This is a genomic window from Kaistella sp., assembly GCF_032060305.1.
GTDB lineage: Bacteria > Bacteroidota > Bacteroidia > Flavobacteriales > Weeksellaceae > Kaistella > Kaistella yananensis.
Genome location: NZ_DAMBHK010000016.1, coordinates 16,144 through 36,720, shown reverse-complemented (window position 1 = coordinate 36,720; position 20,577 = coordinate 16,144). Strand labels below are relative to the sequence as shown.

Genomic DNA, 20,577 nt, shown 5'->3' with positions numbered 1-20,577 from the left:
ATCCCGCAGAGGAAAGTCACGATATACAAACGTTAGACGTTACCCAACTTGAGCCGCGCATGAAACACCCTACTGTTTTCAAATATTTCGACGCGCTGTCTGCCGGTGAAGCTTTCATTATTGAAAACGACCATGATCCGAAACCGCTGTATTACGAACTGCTTGCTGAACGTGGAAATATTTTTACCTGGGAATATACGGAGCAGGGACCGGAATGGTTTAAAGTAAAGATCTCCAAAAATCCTGTTGAAAAAGAAATGGAAACATTAGATGTAACACAGCTCGAGCCGCGCATGAAACATCCGACTGTTTTCAAATATTTCGACGCGCTGTTGGCTGGTGAAGCTTTCGTTATTGAAAACGACCATGATCCGAAACCGCTGTATTACGAACTGCTTGCTGAACGCGGCAATATTTTTACCTGGGAATATCTGGAACAGGGACCTGAATGGTTTAAAGTAAAAATCGCCAAAAACCCGGATGAAAAAACTCCGCAAAACGGCTCGATTCCTGAAAAAGACCTGAAGAAAGCAGCATATTTAAAAGAAAAAGGCGTGACTTTCGGCTGCAGCGATTCCGGAACCAAATTCCCGGACAATAAAGATTACGACGAATGGGAACTTGGCATGCTCGCAGATTATATCGTTCAGACGCACCACCGCTATATAAAAGACAATGCGGAAAGCCTGAACGGGCTGGCCATCAAAGTTGCCGAACATCACGGTGAGAATCATCCGGAACTTCACCGCGTGGCGACAAGTACGCATCATTTCCTGCAGGATCTGCTCAATCATATCACGAATGAAGAAGAAGTGCTTTTCCCTGTGATCCGACAGTTACTGATTAAAAAAGACATTCCGACAGAAGAATTAAGTTACGACGCCGGAACCCTGGATCACCCGATCCGCATCCTTTTAAAAGAACATGAAATCGCTGGCGAAGACCTTAATTTCCTGAGAAGAATCACGAATAATTTCACACCGCCGAAAAACGCGTGCAACTCTTTTACTTATCTTTATGAAAAACTGAAAGAGTTCGAAAACGATCTTTATATCCATTTGCGCATCGAAAACGACTACCTATTCCCAAGAGCCTTACATCTGGATGAGGAAGTTGCTGTGAAATATTCATAAAAGAATCCGACATGGAAAAGAAACCGATCAAACGCAACGAAAATCTGGTTCCCGTTTCCCGCGAGCATTACGCAACGCTGCTCTTCTGCTGGAAACTGCGTACCGGTGTAAAAGCCGAAACAGAACCCGAAAGAATGATCCGCTACACCCACTGGTTCTGGCTGCACCATTTGCAGAGCCACTTTGAAACGGAGGAAAAACTGCTTTTCATTGATAAAGAAGACGAAATGGTAAAGAAAGGTCTGGCCGATCACCAGCTTATCCTCGCGAAAATCAATGAGATTAATTTAAGGTCCCATACCAAAGTCTATGCGCTTTTGCTTGAACTCGCCCAGTTGATCGATGATCACACGCGATACGAGGAGCGTCAGCTCTTCCCTTACCTGGAGCAAAAGTTTTCGGATCAGGAACTTGGGAAGATCGGTGAAATTCTTCACGCTGAAAACCACGACGCTGTGGAGGATTATGAAGATGAATTTTGGGCAAAGGAAAAAAAGAACCACCTATGAAAACAATTTCAGTAAATACAAAAATCTCGGAGCTTATCAAGGAAAACCCAGGCAGTGTTGATGCCATTGCTTCCATTGCAAAACCGCTGGAGAAACTGAAGAATCCTATTCTCCGAAAAATCATGGCGTCACGCGTTACCATTGCTGAAGCTTCAAAAATGACAGGAACAAACATTGATGATTTCAAACGCGTTCTTTCTCCCCTCGGATTTATTTTTGAAGGCGAAGAATCCGCTAAGGAAGAAACTTCTGAAGAACAGAAACCATTGTGGCTGCAAAATGCCTCAAACGAAAATATCGATTTCTATGACGTACGCCCTGTTATCGACGACGGTGCCGACCCGCTGAAAGAAATCCTTCACCGTTTCAAAGAAGTGAAACCTGGTGAGATTCTCTGTGTAATCAACGGTTTTGTGCCGACCCCTTTAATCCATCTTCTGAAACAGGAAAAAGCCGAAGATACGTTTGTGGAAACCATCAGCGACAAAGAATTCCACACCTATTTCCTGAAGAAAAAGAAAGAAGCTGAGGTGGCTGAACCTTTAGAAAGTAAATTACAGATGAACGGCAGTGAAGAATTCAGTGATTTTCTAGCCAAATTCAGTGATGATCAGGTCCGCAGGATCGATGTCCGCGGTCTCGAAATGCCAGGCCCGATGCACACCATTTTGGGCGAACTCGAAAAACTTCCAGAAGGAAACGCCCTGTTCATCGATCACAAAAGAGTTCCGGTTTATCTGTTAGAAGAACTGGCAGACAAGGATTTCGCAGTTCATATCCATAACGTGGCTGAAGGCGATGTAAAAATGCTTATTTTCAGAAAATAATGGCAGAGATCAACATCGGGAAAGCACCCGGAAACAAAGCAGTACTGCCGTTTTATGCCACGGGAGCCGTAGCTTTTTTGGTGTTGTGTATCGTGATGCTCTGCACGCCGCAGTCGTTTACCCAGCACTATTTCACGCCGCATTTGCTCACCATTGTGCATATCGCTGCGCTGGGCTGGGGAACCATGGTTATTTTCGGGGCTGCCCACCAGCTTTTGCCAGTGATTTGCGAGCAGGATCTGTACAGCGAAAAAATGGCTTCGGCGAGTTGGTACACCCTTACCGCAGGGATTATTCTCCTTACCTGGAAATTCTGGAATCTCGATGTGGGGTGGATGATGATTACCGGTGGCTCCCTGATTGTGTTCTCGGTGCTGCTTTTCGTTATCAATGTCTGGAAAACTACCCAAATCTGTACAAGATATACCGCACAGAAACTCCTCATCACAGGTTCTGCGTTCTGGCTGCTTTTTACGGTTTCCGTGGGGCTTTTGCTGGCCATTAATCTGAGTTTAACCACACCCATGTTCCGGGTAAGTCATCTGGAAGTGCTGAAACTTCATGCGCACATGGGCATTGCGGGCTGGTTTCTGCAACTTATTACGGGCGTGAGTACCAAGCTTGTCCCGATGTTTCTGCTGGGGAAATCTTCCAAAGAATACCTCCTCAGAAACGCGTTTATCTTTCAGAATCTGGGACTTATTTTATTCCTGACCGACGGTTATTTCTTTGCCGTAACGGGGCGGGTACTGATATACGCCGCCATTGTTCTGGCAGGCATTATTTGCTGGCAGCTTTACCTTTACGATGTTTTCAGAAACCGGTTAAGGAAGAGAATCGAACTGCTGATGAAGCATACGTTTCTTTCTTTTCTGAGTTTAATTCTCGCGGTATTGCTGATTCCTGTGGTGTATTATTCCGATGGTTACCGCTTCACAATGCTTTACGGAACCCTTATTTTTCTGGGCTGGATTACCAATATTATTCTCGGCAAAACCTTCAAAACTTTGCCCTTCATCATCTGGAATAACCGGTATAAACACCTTTCAGGAAAGGCGAAAATTCCGCTGCCCAAAGACCTTTATCATGAAAAGCTCACCATCTGGCAGTTCAGGCTGTTTATTGCGGCGTTCCTGGTTTTTGCTCTCGGGCTGGTGCTTCAGCACTTAACCGTCATCCGAATTGGGTTGGTGTTATGGCTGGCAGTAGCGGTAATGTACTGCCTGAATGTTTTTAAATTACTTCTTCACAAAACAAAAATTTGAACATGATATTCAACGAAAACGATAAAACCTACGATATGCAGAGCCGTGCCGAAATGGCGCTGTACGAAGTGCTGGACCCAGAACTGATGGTAAACATCATGGATCTGGGTTTGGTGTATGAAATTAATTTCCCCGAAGAGAACAAAGTTCATATCGTGATGACGCTTACCTCGCAGTTTTGTCCCATGGGCGACGCCATTAAAACCGGGGTACAGAACGCACTGGAAACCGAATTCCCCGGCATCGAAGTAGAAATTGAACTCACCTTCAGCCCCGCCTGGAATTACGACTGCGTTTCGCAGGAAGGAATGATGCAGCTGCAGAACAGGTAGAAAATGAATACAATGTTTCGGCTTTTAACTACTTTTATCAACCTGTATCAAAGTTGAAATTCCACCATGAAAAAAATCCTTTTGCTGCTGTCTGTTTTTGCATTCAACTTTTTGTTTTCCCAGCTGACGAAAACCTTTACCGTCGGCGGAATTCCCCGGAAAGCAATTCTTTTTGAACCATCGGTAAAGACGGCAAAAGCTTCCGTAATCTTTGTTTTCCACGGACATGGCGGCAACGCGCAGTTTGCATCAAAAAAAATCGATTTCCAGAATTACGATAAGGAAGCGCTGGTGGTTTTTATGGAAGGAATTCCAGGAACCTCAGGTTATGTGGTGGATAAAAAAGGCCTTCTGAACGGGTGGCAAATGTTCCCGAACGATCACGGCAACCGCGATGTACTGTTCTTTGATGAGGTTTTAAAAGATCTTAGTAAAATTTATAACGTCGATACGTCGAGGATTTATGCCGTAGGACATTCCAACGGTGCGAGATTCGTGAATGTGCTTTGGGTGGAACGTGCCGATAAAATTGCGGCCATCTGTACCGTGGCGGCGCAGGGCGGCAGGATGATCAAAGGAGCCAAACCGCTTTCGGTGTGGATGAGCATGGGAAAAAACGATCCGCTGGTTCCGTACACGATGCAGAAACGATCTATTCCTATCGTCGCAGATAATCTGAAAACAGATCCCAAAAGCGTCATGGTAAAAGGCGATAAAACCTACTACACCGGACCCGACGAGACCGAACTCGTGGTCGAAGAACGCAATGCCGGACATGAATTCCCTCATGAATCTATTCCCGAAATAGTGGCGTTTTTTAAAAGGCACAGTAAATAGGCGCATTTACATACCGCTGAAACTTTTGTTTCACCTTTATGGAACTTTTGTTTCATTATAGTGAAAATTTTGTTTTAGAATTATGATTTAAAAGTGAGTCGCAAACGCTCTCGACTTTGCTCACGGGGATTTTAAATTATCAGATGGTGCTACACGATTAGGTTCCGGACCTAAGGTTTTTGGTTGTTGAGCTAATCGTTTAGCTTGGATCTAATGGTTTGGCTACAGGACATAAAGTTTTGGTAAAATGAGGTAATGAGTTGGGATGAGTAGTTTAGGGTTTACGAGTGTAAAGTGGGGCGGGTTTGGGTAAATTGTTGGTTCGCCTCAGTCTAATGGGTAATGTATAATCTGAAGTTGATTAATTCTATTTATAATAGCTTTCCGCACAGGATCTCTTAAGCTTAAATTTTTCTCCATGTTAGGGTATTCATATATATACCGCATTTTCACAAATAAATCTGATAGTTGTTCTAAACTTTCTTCAAAAGAGATTTGAGAGTAATTGTTTTCACCAAAAAAACCATAATTATCAATTATGTATTGCTGTTTAGAATTTTCAAAAAAATCCTTTATAGAAGTTTTCGATTCACTTGTTAATTTCTCAAAGAGGTCAGGAATTTCATGTCCACTTGTAGGTTTGCCGTTTTCATGTAAAAAAATTGCTTTTAGGTAAAGCTCCAATGAAAATCCGAATAGTGCAAGTGATGGTTCTATGTAAGCATCTGTGATTTGCCTCTGAATTGAGACAGGATGAGTACTGTTTTGTAATTTGTTCATTTCTATTGTTTTTTGTTCTAACAGTAAACTTGCTTCTTCAAACTTTCTTGCTTGTGTAATAATATTTTTCGCATTGTAACCCATATTGTAAAGTAACAAAAAATCCGCTCAGCAACGCCGAACGGATTTTATATTTTAAGCTTCTTCCAGCTTCACAGTGAAGTGTCTCAGGATTTCAGATTCCCACGTAATGTTGTACCCTTTCTGTATTTCGTCGCGTCGGTCGTAAACGTTTTTAATGGCGACAGCGATGTAATCCATGTGATTGTTCGTGTAAGTTCTTCTCGGAATCGCCAAACGAACCAATTCTAGTTTTGGGTAGCGGTTTTCTCTCGTTTGTGGATCACGGTCGGCTAATAAAGTTCCGATTTCTACGGTGCGAATTCCGGCCTCTTTGTAAATTTCGTTCGCCAAAGTTTGGGCAGGATATTCTTCTCTCCTGATATTAGGTAAAAACTTCAGAGAATCCACAAAAACAGCGTGTCCACCAATCGGTTTCTGAATGGGAATTCCAAATTCAATCAATTTATTTCCGAGATATTCCACTTGAGAAATTCTGCTTTCCAAATATTCGAATTCTGTAGCTTCATGTAAACCCACCGCTAAAGCAGCCATATCTCGTCCCGCCATTCCGCCGTAGGTGATGAAACCTTCGTAAATAATGGTCATGTTGGAAGCGGCACGGAAGATTTCCTCGTCATTCAAAGCGATAAAGCCGCCAATGTTCACCAGACCGTCTTTCTTGGAGCTCATGGTCATCCCAATTCCATAAGAAAAAACTTCTTTGCAAATCTCTTTGATGGTGCGGTTTTCCTGACCGGCTTCTCTTTTCTTGATGAAGTAAGCATTCTCTGCAAAACGGGCAGAATCGAAATAAATAGGGATCCCATAACGGTCTGAAAGTTCTTTCACCGCTTTCATGTTTTCCAGTGAAACAGGTTGTCCGCCGGAGGAATTACACGTAATCGTAATTAAACAAAAAGGTATTTTTTCTTTAGGATAGGTTTTATAAACATTTTCCAGTTTATCTAAATCGATATTTCCTTTGAACGGGAAAAGATTTTCTACATCAAAAGCTTCGTCAATCGTACAATCAATCGCATGAGCTTTTCTAAATTCGATATGTCCTTTTGTGGTGTCGAAATGGGAGTTTCCTGGAATCACGTCGCCTTCTTTTACCAAAACGGAAAACAAAACATTTTCCGCCGCTCTTCCTTGGTGTGTGGGCAGCAGATATTGGTAGCCGGTGATATTTTTTACAGTGTTGTGCAGATCTTCAAAACTGCGGGATCCGGCGTAGCTTTCATCTCCGGTCATCAGCACAGCCCATTGTTGGTCGCTCATCGCACCAGTTCCGGAATCGGTTAAAAGATCAATATAAACTTGCGAAGATTTTAAATTGAATAAATTATAGTCGGCGTTTTTCAGCCAAAGTTCACGTTCTTCTTTTGTAGATTGGCGGATTTCTTCCACCATTTTAATTCGATAAGGTTCTGCGTAAGGAAGTTTCATAAATAATGAATAATTAAAAAAATTAATAATTGGAAATTGAGATTTTTGAACAAAAATTGGGGTAAATGCCACTTCTTTGTTCATTATTAATTGTTAATTATTTCATTCCGGAGCTTTGAATACGTTGTCATCCGAATGGAAACCTGCAACACCACCACTTACCGCAAATTTCATGGCTTGGGCAGCACTTACATTGTTTAATATTTGAATATTGCTTGCTTCTACAAAAACTACCCAACCCGAAACTGCGTAAGAATGGGGAAGATAAACCGAAACATAACCCGGGAATCCCACAGAGGACAGGTCGCGCTGTGTAAGGAATCCGATTCGCCAAATCGCAGGGTTTTCAGTGGTTTTGATGAGAACGGGTTGGTTGAATTTCTTTTTATCGCCCACGAAGGAAGTCATTACATCTTTCAAGGAGCTGTAAATGAATTTAATTCCCGGAGTGTGCTCCAGTAAATAATCGAAACTGTCGACCACAACGCGTCCGATGATAAATTTGTTGCCGAGATATCCGATAAGGGTAGTGGTACCAAGAACCGTAATAAAAGTAATACCAGGATAGAGTTTTTCGGAAATCGCAGGAATCATATTATCGATGCTGGAAACGATGTACCAGATAATCCATATCGTTGCTGCAAACGGCCCGATAATTAATAAACCTTGGAAAAAAGATTTTACCAAGGTATTTAGAAGTTGTTCGAAGCGCGTGCGGTCCATTGATGTTTTCAGACTTGTTGTTACTAGCAGTAAAAATACTAAAAATCCGAAAACCGTGGTTAAAAAATACTAGCCGTGAATTGTTTCTTTTTTACCGTAAGATTTAATGATTTCTGCTTCGTAATCCAGCCAGTCGTCCCAGCGTGTATTCACCTTTTCGGGATCACCCAGTTGGCGGGCAAATTTGATAAAGGTGGTGTAGTGATTGGCTTCAGAAATCATTAGTTCTTTGTAGAAAACCTTCAGTTCTTCGTCTTTGATGTTTTCAGTAAGTACTTTGAAGCGTTCGCAGCTTCGTGCTTCGATCATTGCTGCAAAAAGCATTCGGTCGATAATTCTTTCATCGCGTGTGCCTCCGTGTCGGATAAATTTAATGAGTTCGCCCACGTAATCGTCTTTTCTTTCCCTGCCGAATTCGTAACCGCGTTTTTTGATAATTTCATGTACCATCTGAAAATGCTCCAACTCTTCCTGAGCAATGAGAATCAGTTCGGTGATGATATCGGGATATTCCGGCAACATGGTGATCAAAGTTATTGCATTGGTAGTCGCTTTTTGTTCGCACCAAGCATGGTCGGTGAGGATTTCTTCCAGATTACTTTCGGCGATATTTGCCCATCTTGGATCGGTAAGGAGTTTCAGTTTAAACATGCTAAAAAGTTTGGGTAAAATTACTCAATAATTTCTTCAATAAAAATCTATGGAATCTTCAATGTAAACGAAGGATTTTTAAACTAAAAGAAACAAAACAGTAAATTATGGCATAAATCTTGAACGTTGCATTTACAACATTAAAAATTTTAAATTATGAACACACAGGTATTAACCAGTAAGTTAGAAAAATTGGGAATCATGATTCTTACATTTTTCTTCAGTGTAATGGCATTTGCTCAGGATGCAACCAAATCTCCGGATCTGAATGTTGATGTAACTACTACTAAAACCACCAGTACTACAGAAGAGTGGTTCACGAACCCACTTTACTGGGTAATTGGTGCGCTCGTTCTCATCATCATTATTGCTTTAGCAGCTAGAGGTGGAGGTAAAAGGGACTAATCACTTGTTCACTTCGTATTATAAAAACCGTTTCAATATTAATTTGAAGCGGTTTTTTTACGCAGAAATTCGAGGAAGTTCCATCCGAAAGCATCAATTTTCTTCAGACCGACGGCGATTACAAACGCTAAAACAATATTGATGAGGTAAATTAAAATCATCAGTACCCACCACGGCATCGAATCCTGCAACGGAACCACCAGAAAGTACACCAACGAAGAACTCATGCCCTGTGCAAAGTAAAAGAAAATGGCATTTTTTCCGATAAAAGTAATGATGCTTTCCTTTGTGATTTTCAGCCGGTTGTAGAGCACGAAAAGGGTAACAAGTGAAAACCCTGACCAGAAAATGTAAAGCAGTTTCGGCGGGAATTTCGCTTTATTCATTTTCATGAAAATTTCTTTACCTGAATTCCAGAACAGAATAATTAAAATAAAAATCAAGATTCCATATAGAAACGGAATCCACTGATTGGGAATTTTTTTCCCTTTCAGTTGGTGGGCTGCAAGAAAAATACCTAAATATAGAGCGACGTAACCCACTTGACCTGTAGGATAATAATGAGGTAAAAGGTTGAAGATGAGTGTCAGTCCAAAACATAAACCGATAAACCAGTTGATATGTTTCGGGAAAAACCTGAGGATCAGCACGCCGAAAACAGTTAAAATAAAATACACTTTCAGGTACCAGAAACTTCCCATCACTACAGGAAATGTATCTGCATTGGTGTATTGGTGAAGATACCAGTTGCCGAGATTCTGCCATTGCGGAACATCAGAAATATTGTGTGGAACATATTTCGATCCGAAAGTCGAGTAGAAATCTTTCATCCATTCCAATCCGAAAACATGCAGTCCGAAAACTTTTAAAAAGTAATCGAGAAAGAACAGAAAAGTCACAAAAATCATGAAGGTGATCTGCAGTTTGAGTAGCCGGTAAAGTGTTTTTTCGACATTTCCGCCGGAAGTTAAACCACTTAAAGCATAAAACAGCGGCACATCGATGAGCAGTGATAACACCCGAATTTCTGTTGGAACATAAAACTGGCCGGACCAAAATACGGTATGAATAAAAATAATGGAAAGCGTGGCAAAACCTTTGGCAAAATCAATGTAGAGATCTCTTTTCATGGCAAACGGGAAAAATCAAATTTAAATTAAATTAAGCGAAATCACTTGATCAGGTCTAAATTTTTTATGCGCCGGAGTTATAAATGTAATTTTCAGGTTTTTAAGCAAAAAAAATCACATCATTGTGGATAAGTGAGAAATATTTCTTACTTTTGCACCTCGAATTAACTAACAAAATTTATAAACAATGTTTGCAATTGTAGAAATAGCAGGGCTTCAATACAAAGTTGAGCAAGACCAGAAGTTGTTTGTAAACCGTTTAAAAGGAGACAAAGGAGCGAAAGTTTCTTTCGATAAAGTTCTTCTTACTGTAAACGGTACTACAACAATCGGCGCCCCGGCTGTAAGCGGTATCACTGTAGATGCTGAAATCTTAGACCATGTAAAAGCTGATAAAGTAATCATCTTCAAGAAGAAAAGAAGAAAAGGTTACGAAAAGAAAAATGGTCACAGACAGTCTTTAACCCAAATCGTAATTACTGGAATTACAGGTTTCGATAACGGTAAAAAAGAAAAAAAAGCTGAGCCAAAAGCTAAAAAAGAAGCTGTAGCGAAAGAAGAAAAGCCAGCAGCTAAAAAAACAACCAAAAAAGCAGACAGCGAAACTGCTGAATAATTTTAACCCAAAAACCTTAAAATAAAATGGCACACAAAAAAGGAGTTGGTAGTTCCAAAAACGGTAGAGAATCGCATTCCAAAAGATTGGGCGTGAAGATTTTCGGAGGTCAGGAAGCTATTGCCGGAAACATCATCGTGAGACAGAGAGGTACACAACACCACCCAGGTGAAAACGTGGGAATGGGTAAAGACCACACGCTGCACGCATTAGTTGACGGAAAAGTAGTTTTCAGAAAGAAACAAAACAACAGATCTTTCGTATCTATTGAACCAAACGCATAATTTTACTGCGTCCCGATCATCATCGGACTATAAAAATTAAATCCTCAGCCGCAAGACTGGGGATTTTTTTGTTGAAATAAACCCGTTGAACCGTTCATTTAACTTTGAGCAGAGAAATTTAATTTTGAATTAATTAAGATCTCCTATTCAAATATTAAATTTGAAAAAACTGAAATGGAAAAAAGAGAGGTAGAAATCGTTGTTCTTTCGGACATTCATTTGGCAACTTACGGCTGTCACGCTACAGAATTGGTTGCGTATCTGAAAAGTATCAAACCCAGACTTCTTATTCTGAACGGTGATATCATTGATGGATGGGCGTTCTCGAAAAAATATTTTCCGAATTCGCACATGGCCGTGCTGAGTGAGTTTTTCCGGATGATGAAAAGCGAAACCCAGATCATCTATATTACCGGAAATTATGATGAATTCCTGAGGAAATATTCGGATTTAACGATGGGAAATCTGTTTCTGACGGATAAATATCTTCTGGAAATCAACGGAAAAAAACATTGGTTCTTCCACGGCGATATTTTCGATCACACCACAAAAGGCGGTGCAAAAATTATTGCGAAAATCGGCGGAATCGGTTACGACTGGCTGATTCTTGTGAACCGCGCGATTAACTTTCTCCTCGAAAGTATGGGAAAGAAAAAAGTCTCGCTTTCGAAAAGAATTAAAAATTCCGTAAAAAACGCAGTAAAATTTATTGGTGATTTTGAAGAAAAAGCCATCGAAATTGCCATCGAAAACAAATACGATTATGTTATCTGCGGGCATATTCACCAGCCTGCAGACCGATTAATCACCAAAGAAAACGGAAAAGTACGTTACCTGAATTCCGGCGACTGGATCGAAAATCTATCGTATCTGGAGTACAACAACGGCGAATGGAGCCTCATTTTCTTTGATGAGACCAAATTCGACAAACCTGAAATTGTGGCCAGCGATACTTCCGTCAACCTGGAAGAACTAATTCATCCTAATGTTTTTGCAGCATTTGTTGGGCAGAAAATATGATTTATTTGTTTAAAAAGGCGTCCCACCCCTGCGCATTCAGTGCAATCAATTCATTACTGCCTCTTGCCACCAGATAATTCCCCTGATCCGCTTCCACGGCATGACCGATAATGCTGAAATCCGGATGATTCCTGATTTTTTCGAAGTCTTCAGGTGCTACGGTAAACAGCAATTCGTAATCTTCGCCACCGTTCATTGCGCACATGGCAGGATTCAGATTCAGTTCCTCAGCGGTAGAAATCGTGAGAGAATCCATTGGGATTTTTTCTTCGTACAGGCGGAAGCCCACTTTACTTTGATCCGACAAATGAAGGATTTCCGAAGATAAGCCATCAGAAACATCAATCATAGATGTTGGTTTCACGCCAAGTTCTTCCAACGTCTTTTTGATGTCGGTCCGCGCTTCCGGTTTCAGCTGTTTTTCCAGAATATAATCGTAACCTTCCATTTCAGGCTGCATATTCGGATTAGCAAGAAATACGGCGTGCTCGCGTTCCAGAATCTGCAAACCGAGATACGCACCGCCCAGATCTCCTGTTACGACAAGCAGATCGTTCGGTTTTGCACCATTTCTTTTTACGATATTCTCTGAATTTTCTAAGCCGATCGCCGTAATACTCATCACCAAACCGGAATTGGAACTTGTAGTATCGCCGCCAACCAGATCAACTTTATAACGTTTACAGGCCAACGCGATTCCGGCGTAAATTTCTTCGAGCGCTTCTACCGGAAACCGGTTCGAAATTGCGAGCGAAACCAGAATCTGTGTGGGAACAGCATTCATGGCTGCAATATCGCTCAGATTTATAACCACAGCTTTATAGCCCAAATGTTTCAGGGGTACATAGCCTAAATTAAAATGCACGCCTTCTGCCAAAACATCGGTAGTAACCACTACTCGCTGGTTTCCGGGATTAATTACAGCAGCGTCATCACCAATCGAAACTTCGGTAGAATCATTATCAAAACTAAAGTTTTCGGTCAGGTGTTTAATGAGACCAAATTCGCCGTATGCAGAAATCGGGGTAAGTTGCGGACTTTTATCTTCGAGCATAATTTTAATTTTTTGAGCTAAATAGCAGTTTAGTTTTCCTCTTTGCCTTTTTTCCAGGTGAAGGTTCCTCTTTTATGGAACGCTTCCACATTTTCAGGTTTAAAAGGCAAAGCTCTAAGGTCTTCTCTTGTTAAAATTTTAGTGTTTTCGGTACTGAATTCATTCATTACCTCCACAATTTCTTCCGGCGGAGTAGTGGTTTTTCTCAACATCATGTCGATCCAAATTCCTGTTGCTTCCGACGTCGCACAATGCGTACCGTCCGGAAGATAAAATTTGTGAACAAACTGGTAAATACTTGCATCTTCAGACATTCCGGCAATTTCCAGACTTACATATACGGTTTGGTCGGCATAAATTTCCTTGAAAAAGGAATACCTTTCATGAAGAATTACAGGACCAATTCCCCATCGGCTAAGTTCTTTAAGTCCCATTTGATGGGTGTTCATAAAGGCCATTCGGGTTTGCGCGCAATACTGAACGTATGAAGAATTGGCAAGATGTTTATTGGCATCAATGTCGCTCCAGCGGACTTCAAATTTGTGATGATATACTGACATATTTTTAGGTTTAATATTTTTGGCAATCCCCTCACCAGGCTTTACCCACAGCTCGGGTCGGGCTTTTCATTACAATCTTTTTCCGGCTTGGCCGCCAAAAAAAGGATTTCCATTGCAATCCCTATTGCGGAAGTGTTGTCTCCAAAATAGACTGTTGAATGAAGGCACAAAATTACGCATTAATCATGGGCTGGAAAAATTGTATTTTTGCATCTCCAGAAATTTTCATTCCACCGCGGACTGAATTCAGGGAAGTTTTAGATTAAAAGATGCAGAAAAAGAAAATTATCATTATTGGAGGCGGTGCAGCAGGTTTTTTCTGCGCCGCAAATCTCGACGCTAACAAATTAAGTGTTACCATTTTGGAGCAAAATTCGGATGTGCTTCAGAAAGTGAAAATTTCCGGAGGCGGAAGATGCAATGTTTCGCATGCATGTTTTGATCCTAAAGAACTCGTAGGGTTTTATCCGCGGGGCAATAAAGAACTGCTCAGCGTATTTCATAAATTTCAGCCGGGAGATACCATGGATTGGTTCGAGAAAAGAAATGTTGCGCTGAAAATTGAAAGCGATAACAGAATTTTCCCGGAAACCAATTCGTCTCAAACCATTATGGACACGCTGGTAAATGAAGTTCTGAGAAGAAAGTTTAACATCGAAACAAAAATAGTGGTTTTAGATATTCAGCGACAGAATGAACAGTATTTGGTGATCACAAACTCCGGCGAATATCTTGCTGATTATATTATTTATACCACGGGAAGCTCTCCCAAATCACTGAAAATACTCCAGAATCTGGGTCATAAGATCGTAGAACCTGTTCCTTCTCTTTTTACATTTAATATCAAAAACGAAGTTTTAAAGGATTTGATGGGCACAAGTTTTCCGCATGCTGAAGTATCCATCCCAGAATTGAAAATGGAAGAATCAGGACCGATGCTGATTACCCACTGGGGACTTTCCGGTCCGGCAATTCTGAAAATCTCTGCCTGGAAAGCAAGGGAACTCGCTGCGCTGAAATACCGGTTTCATATTCGCGTAAATTTTTTAGGCATGGATAAAGATGATGCTGAAGAAGCCTTTAAATATTATAGAAACCAAAATCCTAAAAAAACAATAGGAAATTCAAAAATTTACAATATAACCACCCGATTTTGGCACCGGATTCTTTGGATTTCCAAAGTTAATTTAGAGAAAAATATTTCGAATCTTACTGCCAGAGAAATTCAGAATATCATCCAAAATCTGTGTGAAAACGAAATGTCAGTTTCTGGAAAGTCGACGTATAAAGACGAATTTGTAACTGCTGGCGGCGTGGAACTTAAAGAGGTTGATTTTAAGAATATGTCTTCTAAAATTCTCAGTAATTTTTATCTTGCCGGTGAAGTGCTTAATATTGATGCTGTTACAGGCGGATTTAATTTTCAGGCCTGCTGGAGCGAAGCCTGGCTGATGGCCCAGGATTTGAATTCTAAGGAATAATCCGCCCGAAATGATTCTGTAATCATTTATTTTATTAATTTTGGGCAGCTTAACTTTTAAAAAATGAAGAAATACTTTTCAATATTCACTTTACTTGTCATCCTTAGCGTAATTTCTTGCCAAACAAGAGTTGTAAGTCAGCAGAAACCGATGCAAAAGAACTCACTCGAACTGTACCAGAAGTATACTTTCCAGACGAACGACGGTAAACTAACCAAAATGGAAGTTCTGAAGCAGGATGATACACAGATCTACGGAAAAACAAAAAACGGCGAAGATATTGTAATCGCAAAAGCTGATGTACGGGAGGCCAGAAAACTTGATGTCTTTTCATCAATTGTAGTGGGATTGGCTGCAGTTGCTGCCGTAATATTTGTTCCGATTTAATAAAAAAGTACAAATAAAAAATAAGAAAGACTCAGTATTGTACTGAGTCTTTGTTGTTATTAATGAGCTCAATTATTTAAAAATTTTCCCCACAATATTACCAATTTCAACAAAATCATCAGCATTGCCAATATCGCGGGCCTGTTTTTCGTATTCGGATTTTGTTTTTCTGGACGGGAAAATCAGCAAATAATTTCTATATCTAAAATGATCGTTGAGATATTTAGGGACATCCTGCATTTGCGGCAGGAACGAAACCATTTCTCGGTTCGCCATAAATAAAATCAGCGCGTCATTTTCCTTCATTTTTCCGAAAATTCTTTTCATCTCATTCCAGTCGTTGAAAATGTAGAAAGAAGCATCAATATTTACCTTTTTCCTAATTTTTTCGATGACTTTGATGGTTTTTTCATCGCCGTAAAATTCTATTTTCGTACCGGAATTCCTCGCGATATTCCAAACTTTCAGCAAAGAATGGAAAAATCCGGATTCCAGATGTACTTTTTCAGGAAGTATAACAAAATACCGCTGAATAGTAGAAACGGGCTGCGAAGCGTGATAAACAAGCATGTTTGCAGAGATATTATCCAGATATCCGCCGTACAGATTGTGTACGAAACTTTGGGAAAAACCTTTGTCGGGATCTACCCCAATCATCAAATCCGTAATTTCGTATTCTTTAATTTCGTTATTTACGCCTTTAATTACATCAACATCATATCTTGTAAGCGGTGTAATTCTTACATCCGCTGCGGCTCCTATGTTTTGTGCCTGATGCAAAAGTTTTTCAGCATTCTTTTTCGAGGATTCGTTTTTTTCTTCACTTATAATGTTTAAAACATAAATATTTTCTTTGTTATTTTTTGACTTAAGAAGGAGTGAAAGATTAGTCATCGGTTCTACAGTAACCGGATGGTTTACAGCGAGTAAGATGTTTTCAGCATCCGGATTCGAATCTGTAATTGGGTTTTCATCCTCTGATTTTACAAGCTTTTGAGCATTTTTCTGGGTGACAAAAGAAGAAACAGTACAGGAAACTAAAATGAGAAGAATACTCCCGTTCAGCACACTTTCATCCAGAAGACGGATCGGCTGGCCTTCTTCGGTTTCCCCAATGATAATGTTGTATCCAACCATTACTATAGCCAGAGTTGCGGCGGCATGCGCAGCACTTAAGCCAAAAATTACGCCGCCCTGTTCTTTGGTGAGTCGGAAGGTTTTTTGAGTGGCAACGGCTGCAAGGTATTTCGAAAGTACTCCGATTACGGTCATTAAAAGAGCAATTTCAATGGTTTTGCTGTCTTTAAAAAAGATTTTGAAATCGATCAGCATACCTACACTGATGAGGAAAAAAGGAATAAAAATAGCATTTCCTACAAATTCTACCCGATTCATTAATGCTGAAGTATGAGGAATGAGTCTGTTTAGCGCCAAACCTGCGAAAAATGCGCCGATAATAGCTTCTACACCAGCCAGTTCTGCCAGAAGTGCAGCCAGATAAATCATCACCAGAACAAAGATATACTGGGAAATACTATCATTTACTTTTTTGAAAAACCATCGGCCTACAATCGGAAAACCGAATAAGACCACAGCACTGAAAAGTAGCATCGAAACCGAAAGTTTGGTCCAGAATGCGGCATCAACTTCGCCCTGGGTAATTCCTACACAGACTGCCAACACCAAAAGTGCCAGAATATCAGTAATCATTGTTCCACCTACGGTGATATTCACAGGAAGGGATTTCGCAATGCCCAGTTTGCTGACAATAGGATAGGAAATGAGCGTGTGCGAAGAAAATATACTGGCAAAAACAATAGAAGTAAGCCATGAAAAATTAAACAGAAAATGCGCAGACAAGATCCCAAGGATAAACGGAATGGCAAAGGTATAAAAGCCAAAACTTACACTTTTCCATTTGTTTTTCTTGAATTCGGCAAGATCAATTTCGAGACCTGCCAAAAACATAATATAAAGCAGCCCGGTTGTTCCTGTAACTACAATACTGCTGTCCCGGGAGAGAATATTAAAACCGTTTGGCCCTACTACAGCACCGGCAATGATGAGCCCAAGCAGATGCGGAACTTTAATTTTGTTCAGGAGAATCGGTGCAAAAAGAATGATGATCAGAACGACCAAAAACTTCAGAACCGGATCTTCCAGTGGCAAAGAAAAATTGGCGACACTTAGAATGGTAATCATAATTTGGTTTTTGATTTTTCTAACTCGAGGGTAAATTTCGCGACGCAGTTATTATTTGCGCTTACCTTGCGGATACCTTTTAGGCTGTTTGCCTGAAGATTATTCCAGATCAGATTAATTTCTGTCTTTCGGGTCGACGTAGAATCTTCTTTTGATTGAAGATTAAGTTCTGAATTACTGTAATTTCCGCTGTAAACTTTCAGATTGCCGGATCGGTCGGTAACTTTTGCCAGAACTGTTTTTCCGTTTTCAGAAAATTCCCAAATATCGGTTCTTTGGTCACCAATTGCATGTTCCGGGCAGTTCGATTCGGTACAAACCATTTTGCCGTTCCATTTTCCAGGGATATTTGCGGGCAACGTATTCACCACTACAGAATCTGCCTGAGTGATGATGCTGTCGCGCATGGCGAGTAGATTTCGGTATTCATCTTCTTTGGCAGCAAATTCTTTTTCTTTCTGGATAAGGCTGTTTTCTCTTTCTTCCAGTTTTTTCTCTTTTTCAGTGTCGGTGCAGGAAGTGAAAGGCAGCAGTAAAATAAAACAGATAATCGACAGAATCCTCATGAGTAAATATTTTGGTGTTTTTAAAAATAACAAAAAAAGCCAAGACTGAAAAATCCTGACTCTATTATTTTTTTGTGAAGCGCTGCAAAATTAGGCTTTCATTTTTGCAATCACATCAATTCCGCCTTTGGTTTTATCGCCAATTTTACAGATGATTTCTGTATCGAGAGGTAAAAATACATCCATCCTGGAACCGAATTTAATAAATCCGAATTCGTGGCCGGCTTTTGCGTTATCACCTTCGTTACAGTAAAATACAATTCGTCGTGCAACATAACCTGCAATCTGACGGAAAACAACTTTCTGATTGGTAAGACTTTCTACCGCTACAGTGGTTCTTTCGTTTTCTGTGGAAGATTTTTCGTGCCAGGCAACCAAATATTTCCCCGGATGGTACTTTTTGTAAATAACTTTACCTGAAACGGGATAACGGCAAATGTGTACATTGAGCGGAGACATGAAAATAGAAACCTGAATAGCTTTCCCTTTAATAAATTCGTCTTCATCCACTTCTTTAATCATTACCACTTTACCGTCAACCGGCGCAACTACATTTTCCTTATGATCCTGAATATCGCGGTTTGGCACTCTGAAGAACCAGAATACAAGACCATAAATAATTAAAAGCGGAATAATAATCAACAGTGACCACTCCCGAAGAAAATAAACCGAGAGAAATGCTGCGGCTGCAAATACAATGCTTGCAACAATAATGGTTCCTTTTGATTCCTTATGTAGTTTCATGGTTTTATATAAATTTTTCTAAAATAAAGTACAAATATACAACAGGCGCACAGATAATAAAACTGTCTAAGCGATCCAGAATTCCGCCGTGCCCGGGAATTACATTTCCTGAATCTTTTACCCCGAAATTTCTTTTCAGCTGGCTTTCTACCAAATCACCAAACGGTGCAAATACAGAAACCAAAAATCCTACAACAATCCAGTTACCACGGAGATCGGGATGAAATCTTTCAATGAAAAAAGCGACAACCAAAGTCAGCAGAACACCGCCGGCAAATCCTTCCCAGGTTTTTTTGGGAGAAATTTTAGGGGCCATTTTATGTTTACCGAAAAATTTACCGGTGAAAAATGCAAAACTGTCACTGCTCCAGATCAGAGCGAAAAGAAAGAATACCTCTAAAGTAAAAGTTTCGTTTACCACAGAAAATTTTGGTAGCCCTAATGCGAAACCAAAGGGCAGTGCGGTATAAATAACGGTGAAAATAAGTTTTCCGTTGTCGTAGTATAATTCCTTTGAAAAACGGAATAAAGTAATAACAGCGATTACGATAAGCGAAAGTGCCAGTATTTCGGATAAATTGAAATCGTAATAAAATCCGTGTTGAAAGTATCTTTTGGAAAAACGGTAAAAAACAAAAACGATGATGGGAAATACCACCCATTTTTCCCAGCTTTTGGGGTTGAATTTCATCATTCTTACACATTCCCAGGCTCCCAGAAAAAGAAATATCGTGATTAAACCGTAATAAAGCGTGTGTGGCTGAATGAGTCCCGGCGAAATTTTATTGATCAGGCTGGCACCCCAGGGTGTTGTGCACAGAATGACCAGCAAGCCATATAAAGCACCTCCGAAAATGCGTTGAACTAGATTTTTATCCAAAATTGAATGATTATAAGTTAAGAGGTTTAAAACTTTGAATTAAAAAAAACTCAAAGAAATTAATCTTCGAGCAAAAGTAAGAAAAGTTTTGTATTGTCTTTGTTCGGGGTATCTAATTTTGAATTTCCGCCGCTGATGGAAGTTAGGTTCCGGATATTTCCGTTGCGTTTTATTTTAGCCATTGCATCGTTCAGATTGGTAACAATCTGCGAAACATTGGCCATAATAATAATTTTTTGCGGAAGTCTGGAAGAATGATAATGCAGAATATTATTGTGAGAAAGCATAATTCTGCCATCATAAGCAATTAAATATTCGCAGGTGATAAATGCGCAGTCATTAAAAAGTTCGAGCTCTGTGGTGTAGGGAACCTTTACCACATCAAGAAAATTCTTAAGATCATGATCCCAGCAGAACACAGATTTTATATCTTCAATCTTCAGTATATGATTAAGGGTTTGAAGCGCTTCTGCCTCGTCACCACAATAATTAAAAAAACCTCCGGAATGCGTAAAAAGTTGCGCAAACTTGTAATCGAGATCAGCGTTTTTCAACTGATCACCAAGTTTTACCAAATCCTGATTCTCATCATCCTCAGGCTGATTCAGTATTTTTCCGACAATTTTTTTGAAGAGGCTCAAGTTCTATTAGTTAATGTAAATATTTAAACAAAAATAGA

24 protein-coding genes are annotated in these 20,577 nt (G+C 40.2%); 12 read left to right on the top strand and 12 right to left on the bottom strand.

All coding sequences use genetic code 11. The annotated features are described in order from the left end of the window. From V5N63_RS03860 to V5N63_RS03835, 6 genes are all read left to right on the top strand, one after another. The coding region (locus V5N63_RS03860) for a DUF2249 domain-containing protein (RefSeq protein WP_332032903.1) at window positions 1–1,133 on the top strand (1,133 nt) is incomplete at its 5' end. Window positions 1,134–1,144: 11 nt separating this feature from the next. Then, entirely contained in the window at window positions 1,145–1,642 is a 498-nt protein-coding gene (locus V5N63_RS03855; protein WP_332032902.1) for a hemerythrin domain-containing protein, read from the top strand. After that, window positions 1,639–2,469 (top strand): DUF2249 domain-containing protein, encoded by an 831-nt coding sequence (locus tag V5N63_RS03850; RefSeq protein ID WP_332032901.1) that lies wholly within the window; start codon window positions 1,639–1,641, stop codon window positions 2,467–2,469. The genes V5N63_RS03855 and V5N63_RS03850 overlap by 4 nt, the downstream gene beginning before the upstream one ends. Further along, window positions 2,469–3,734: a hypothetical protein gene (locus V5N63_RS03845; protein WP_332032900.1), complete on the top strand. Its 1,266-nt coding sequence runs from the start codon at window positions 2,469–2,471 to the stop codon at window positions 3,732–3,734. Before V5N63_RS03850 ends, V5N63_RS03845 begins: the two co-directional genes overlap by 1 nt. 2 nt (window positions 3,735–3,736) lie before the next feature. Beyond that, a complete protein-coding gene (locus tag V5N63_RS03840) occupies window positions 3,737–4,066 on the top strand; it encodes a metal-sulfur cluster assembly factor (RefSeq protein WP_332019409.1) in 330 nt (109 codons plus the stop codon). A gap of 66 nt (window positions 4,067–4,132) precedes the next feature. Further along, window positions 4,133–4,903 carry an alpha/beta hydrolase family esterase gene (locus tag V5N63_RS03835; RefSeq protein ID WP_332032899.1) on the top strand — a complete coding sequence of 257 codons (771 nt, stop codon included), beginning with the start codon at window positions 4,133–4,135 and terminating at the stop codon, window positions 4,901–4,903. Between the two features lie 327 nt (window positions 4,904–5,230). Here the strand turns inward: V5N63_RS03835 and V5N63_RS03830 are convergent, their stop codons facing one another. The 4 genes from V5N63_RS03830 to V5N63_RS03815 all read right to left on the bottom strand — a co-directional run bounded on the left by V5N63_RS03830 (window position 5,231) and on the right by V5N63_RS03815 (window position 8,569). Beyond that, complete coding sequence (locus V5N63_RS03830) at window positions 5,231–5,767, bottom strand: HEPN domain-containing protein (RefSeq protein WP_332032898.1); 537 nt, start codon at window positions 5,765–5,767, stop codon at window positions 5,231–5,233. Between the two features lie 51 nt (window positions 5,768–5,818). Further along, window positions 5,819–7,195 (bottom strand): tryptophanase, encoded by a 1,377-nt coding sequence (locus V5N63_RS03825; RefSeq protein ID WP_332032897.1) that lies wholly within the window; start codon window positions 7,193–7,195, stop codon window positions 5,819–5,821. A 102-nt stretch (window positions 7,196–7,297) separates the two neighbouring features. Next, entirely contained in the window at window positions 7,298–7,918 is a 621-nt protein-coding gene (locus V5N63_RS03820; protein WP_088468483.1) for a DUF502 domain-containing protein, read from the bottom strand. A 69-nt stretch (window positions 7,919–7,987) separates the two neighbouring features. Further along, the gene (locus V5N63_RS03815) at window positions 7,988–8,569 is read right to left on the bottom strand and encodes a tRNA-(ms[2]io[6]A)-hydroxylase (protein ID WP_332032896.1); all 582 of its coding nucleotides are present in this window, start codon (window positions 8,567–8,569) and stop codon (window positions 7,988–7,990) included. Window positions 8,570–8,725: 156 nt separating this feature from the next. Between V5N63_RS03815 and V5N63_RS03810 the strand changes: the two genes are divergently transcribed. Further along, window positions 8,726–8,974 carry a hypothetical protein gene (locus V5N63_RS03810; protein ID WP_088468485.1) on the top strand — a complete coding sequence of 83 codons (249 nt, stop codon included), beginning with the start codon at window positions 8,726–8,728 and terminating at the stop codon, window positions 8,972–8,974. 38 nt (window positions 8,975–9,012) lie between these two features. Here the strand turns inward: V5N63_RS03810 and V5N63_RS03805 are convergent, their stop codons facing one another. Beyond that, the gene (locus V5N63_RS03805) at window positions 9,013–10,104 is read right to left on the bottom strand and encodes an acyltransferase family protein (RefSeq protein WP_332032895.1); all 1,092 of its coding nucleotides are present in this window, start codon (window positions 10,102–10,104) and stop codon (window positions 9,013–9,015) included. 187 nt (window positions 10,105–10,291) lie between these two features. Between V5N63_RS03805 and rplU the strand changes: the two genes are divergently transcribed. The 3 genes from rplU to V5N63_RS03790 all read left to right on the top strand — a co-directional run bounded on the left by rplU (window position 10,292) and on the right by V5N63_RS03790 (window position 12,024). Continuing rightward, window positions 10,292–10,720, top strand: coding sequence for a 50S ribosomal protein L21 (gene rplU, locus V5N63_RS03800; RefSeq protein ID WP_265143954.1), 429 nt, complete (start codon window positions 10,292–10,294; stop codon window positions 10,718–10,720). A 26-nt stretch (window positions 10,721–10,746) separates the two neighbouring features. Next, the gene (rpmA, locus tag V5N63_RS03795; protein ID WP_027376950.1) at window positions 10,747–11,004 is read left to right on the top strand and encodes a 50S ribosomal protein L27; all 258 of its coding nucleotides are present in this window, start codon (window positions 10,747–10,749) and stop codon (window positions 11,002–11,004) included. A 174-nt stretch (window positions 11,005–11,178) separates the two neighbouring features. Next, a complete protein-coding gene (locus tag V5N63_RS03790; RefSeq protein ID WP_332032894.1) occupies window positions 11,179–12,024 on the top strand; it encodes a UDP-2,3-diacylglucosamine diphosphatase in 846 nt (281 codons plus the stop codon). A 1-nt stretch (window position 12,025) separates the two neighbouring features. Here V5N63_RS03790 and thiL read toward each other — a convergent pair whose 3' ends face one another. Both thiL and V5N63_RS03780 read right to left on the bottom strand, forming a co-directional pair. Further along, window positions 12,026–13,078 carry a thiamine-phosphate kinase gene (thiL, locus tag V5N63_RS03785; protein WP_332032893.1) on the bottom strand — a complete coding sequence of 351 codons (1,053 nt, stop codon included), beginning with the start codon at window positions 13,076–13,078 and terminating at the stop codon, window positions 12,026–12,028. A 29-nt stretch (window positions 13,079–13,107) separates the two neighbouring features. Continuing rightward, window positions 13,108–13,638: an acyl-CoA thioesterase gene (locus V5N63_RS03780; protein WP_332029873.1), complete on the bottom strand. Its 531-nt coding sequence runs from the start codon at window positions 13,636–13,638 to the stop codon at window positions 13,108–13,110. A gap of 269 nt (window positions 13,639–13,907) precedes the next feature. Here V5N63_RS03780 and V5N63_RS03775 point away from each other — a divergent pair, with 269 nt between their 5' ends. Further along, on the top strand, window positions 13,908–15,119 hold the full coding sequence (locus tag V5N63_RS03775; protein ID WP_332032892.1) for an NAD(P)/FAD-dependent oxidoreductase: 1,212 nt from the start codon (window positions 13,908–13,910) through the stop codon (window positions 15,117–15,119). Between the two features lie 63 nt (window positions 15,120–15,182). Continuing rightward, on the top strand, window positions 15,183–15,506 hold the full coding sequence (locus tag V5N63_RS03770) for a bacteriophage spanin2 family protein (protein ID WP_332029877.1): 324 nt from the start codon (window positions 15,183–15,185) through the stop codon (window positions 15,504–15,506). Window positions 15,507–15,578: 72 nt separating this feature from the next. On the opposite strand, the gene V5N63_RS03765 is transcribed toward V5N63_RS03770, so the two are convergent. From V5N63_RS03765 to V5N63_RS03745, 5 genes are all read right to left on the bottom strand, one after another. Further along, window positions 15,579–17,708: a cation:proton antiporter gene (locus tag V5N63_RS03765; RefSeq protein WP_332032891.1), complete on the bottom strand. Its 2,130-nt coding sequence runs from the start codon at window positions 17,706–17,708 to the stop codon at window positions 15,579–15,581. Continuing rightward, window positions 17,705–18,274, bottom strand: coding sequence for a hypothetical protein (locus V5N63_RS03760; RefSeq protein ID WP_265143960.1), 570 nt, complete (start codon window positions 18,272–18,274; stop codon window positions 17,705–17,707). The genes V5N63_RS03765 and V5N63_RS03760 overlap by 4 nt, the downstream gene beginning before the upstream one ends. Window positions 18,275–18,364: 90 nt before the next feature. After that, window positions 18,365–19,018, bottom strand: a complete 654-nt coding sequence (locus tag V5N63_RS03755; RefSeq protein ID WP_332032890.1) for a phosphatidylserine decarboxylase family protein — start codon at window positions 19,016–19,018, stop codon at window positions 18,365–18,367. A 4-nt stretch (window positions 19,019–19,022) separates the two neighbouring features. Next, window positions 19,023–19,898, bottom strand: a complete 876-nt coding sequence (locus V5N63_RS03750; protein WP_332019062.1) for a phosphatidate cytidylyltransferase — start codon at window positions 19,896–19,898, stop codon at window positions 19,023–19,025. 59 nt (window positions 19,899–19,957) lie between these two features. Beyond that, a complete protein-coding gene (locus V5N63_RS03745) occupies window positions 19,958–20,539 on the bottom strand; it encodes an LUD domain-containing protein (RefSeq protein WP_088468496.1) in 582 nt (193 codons plus the stop codon). Window positions 20,540–20,577: the final 38 nt, after the last annotated feature.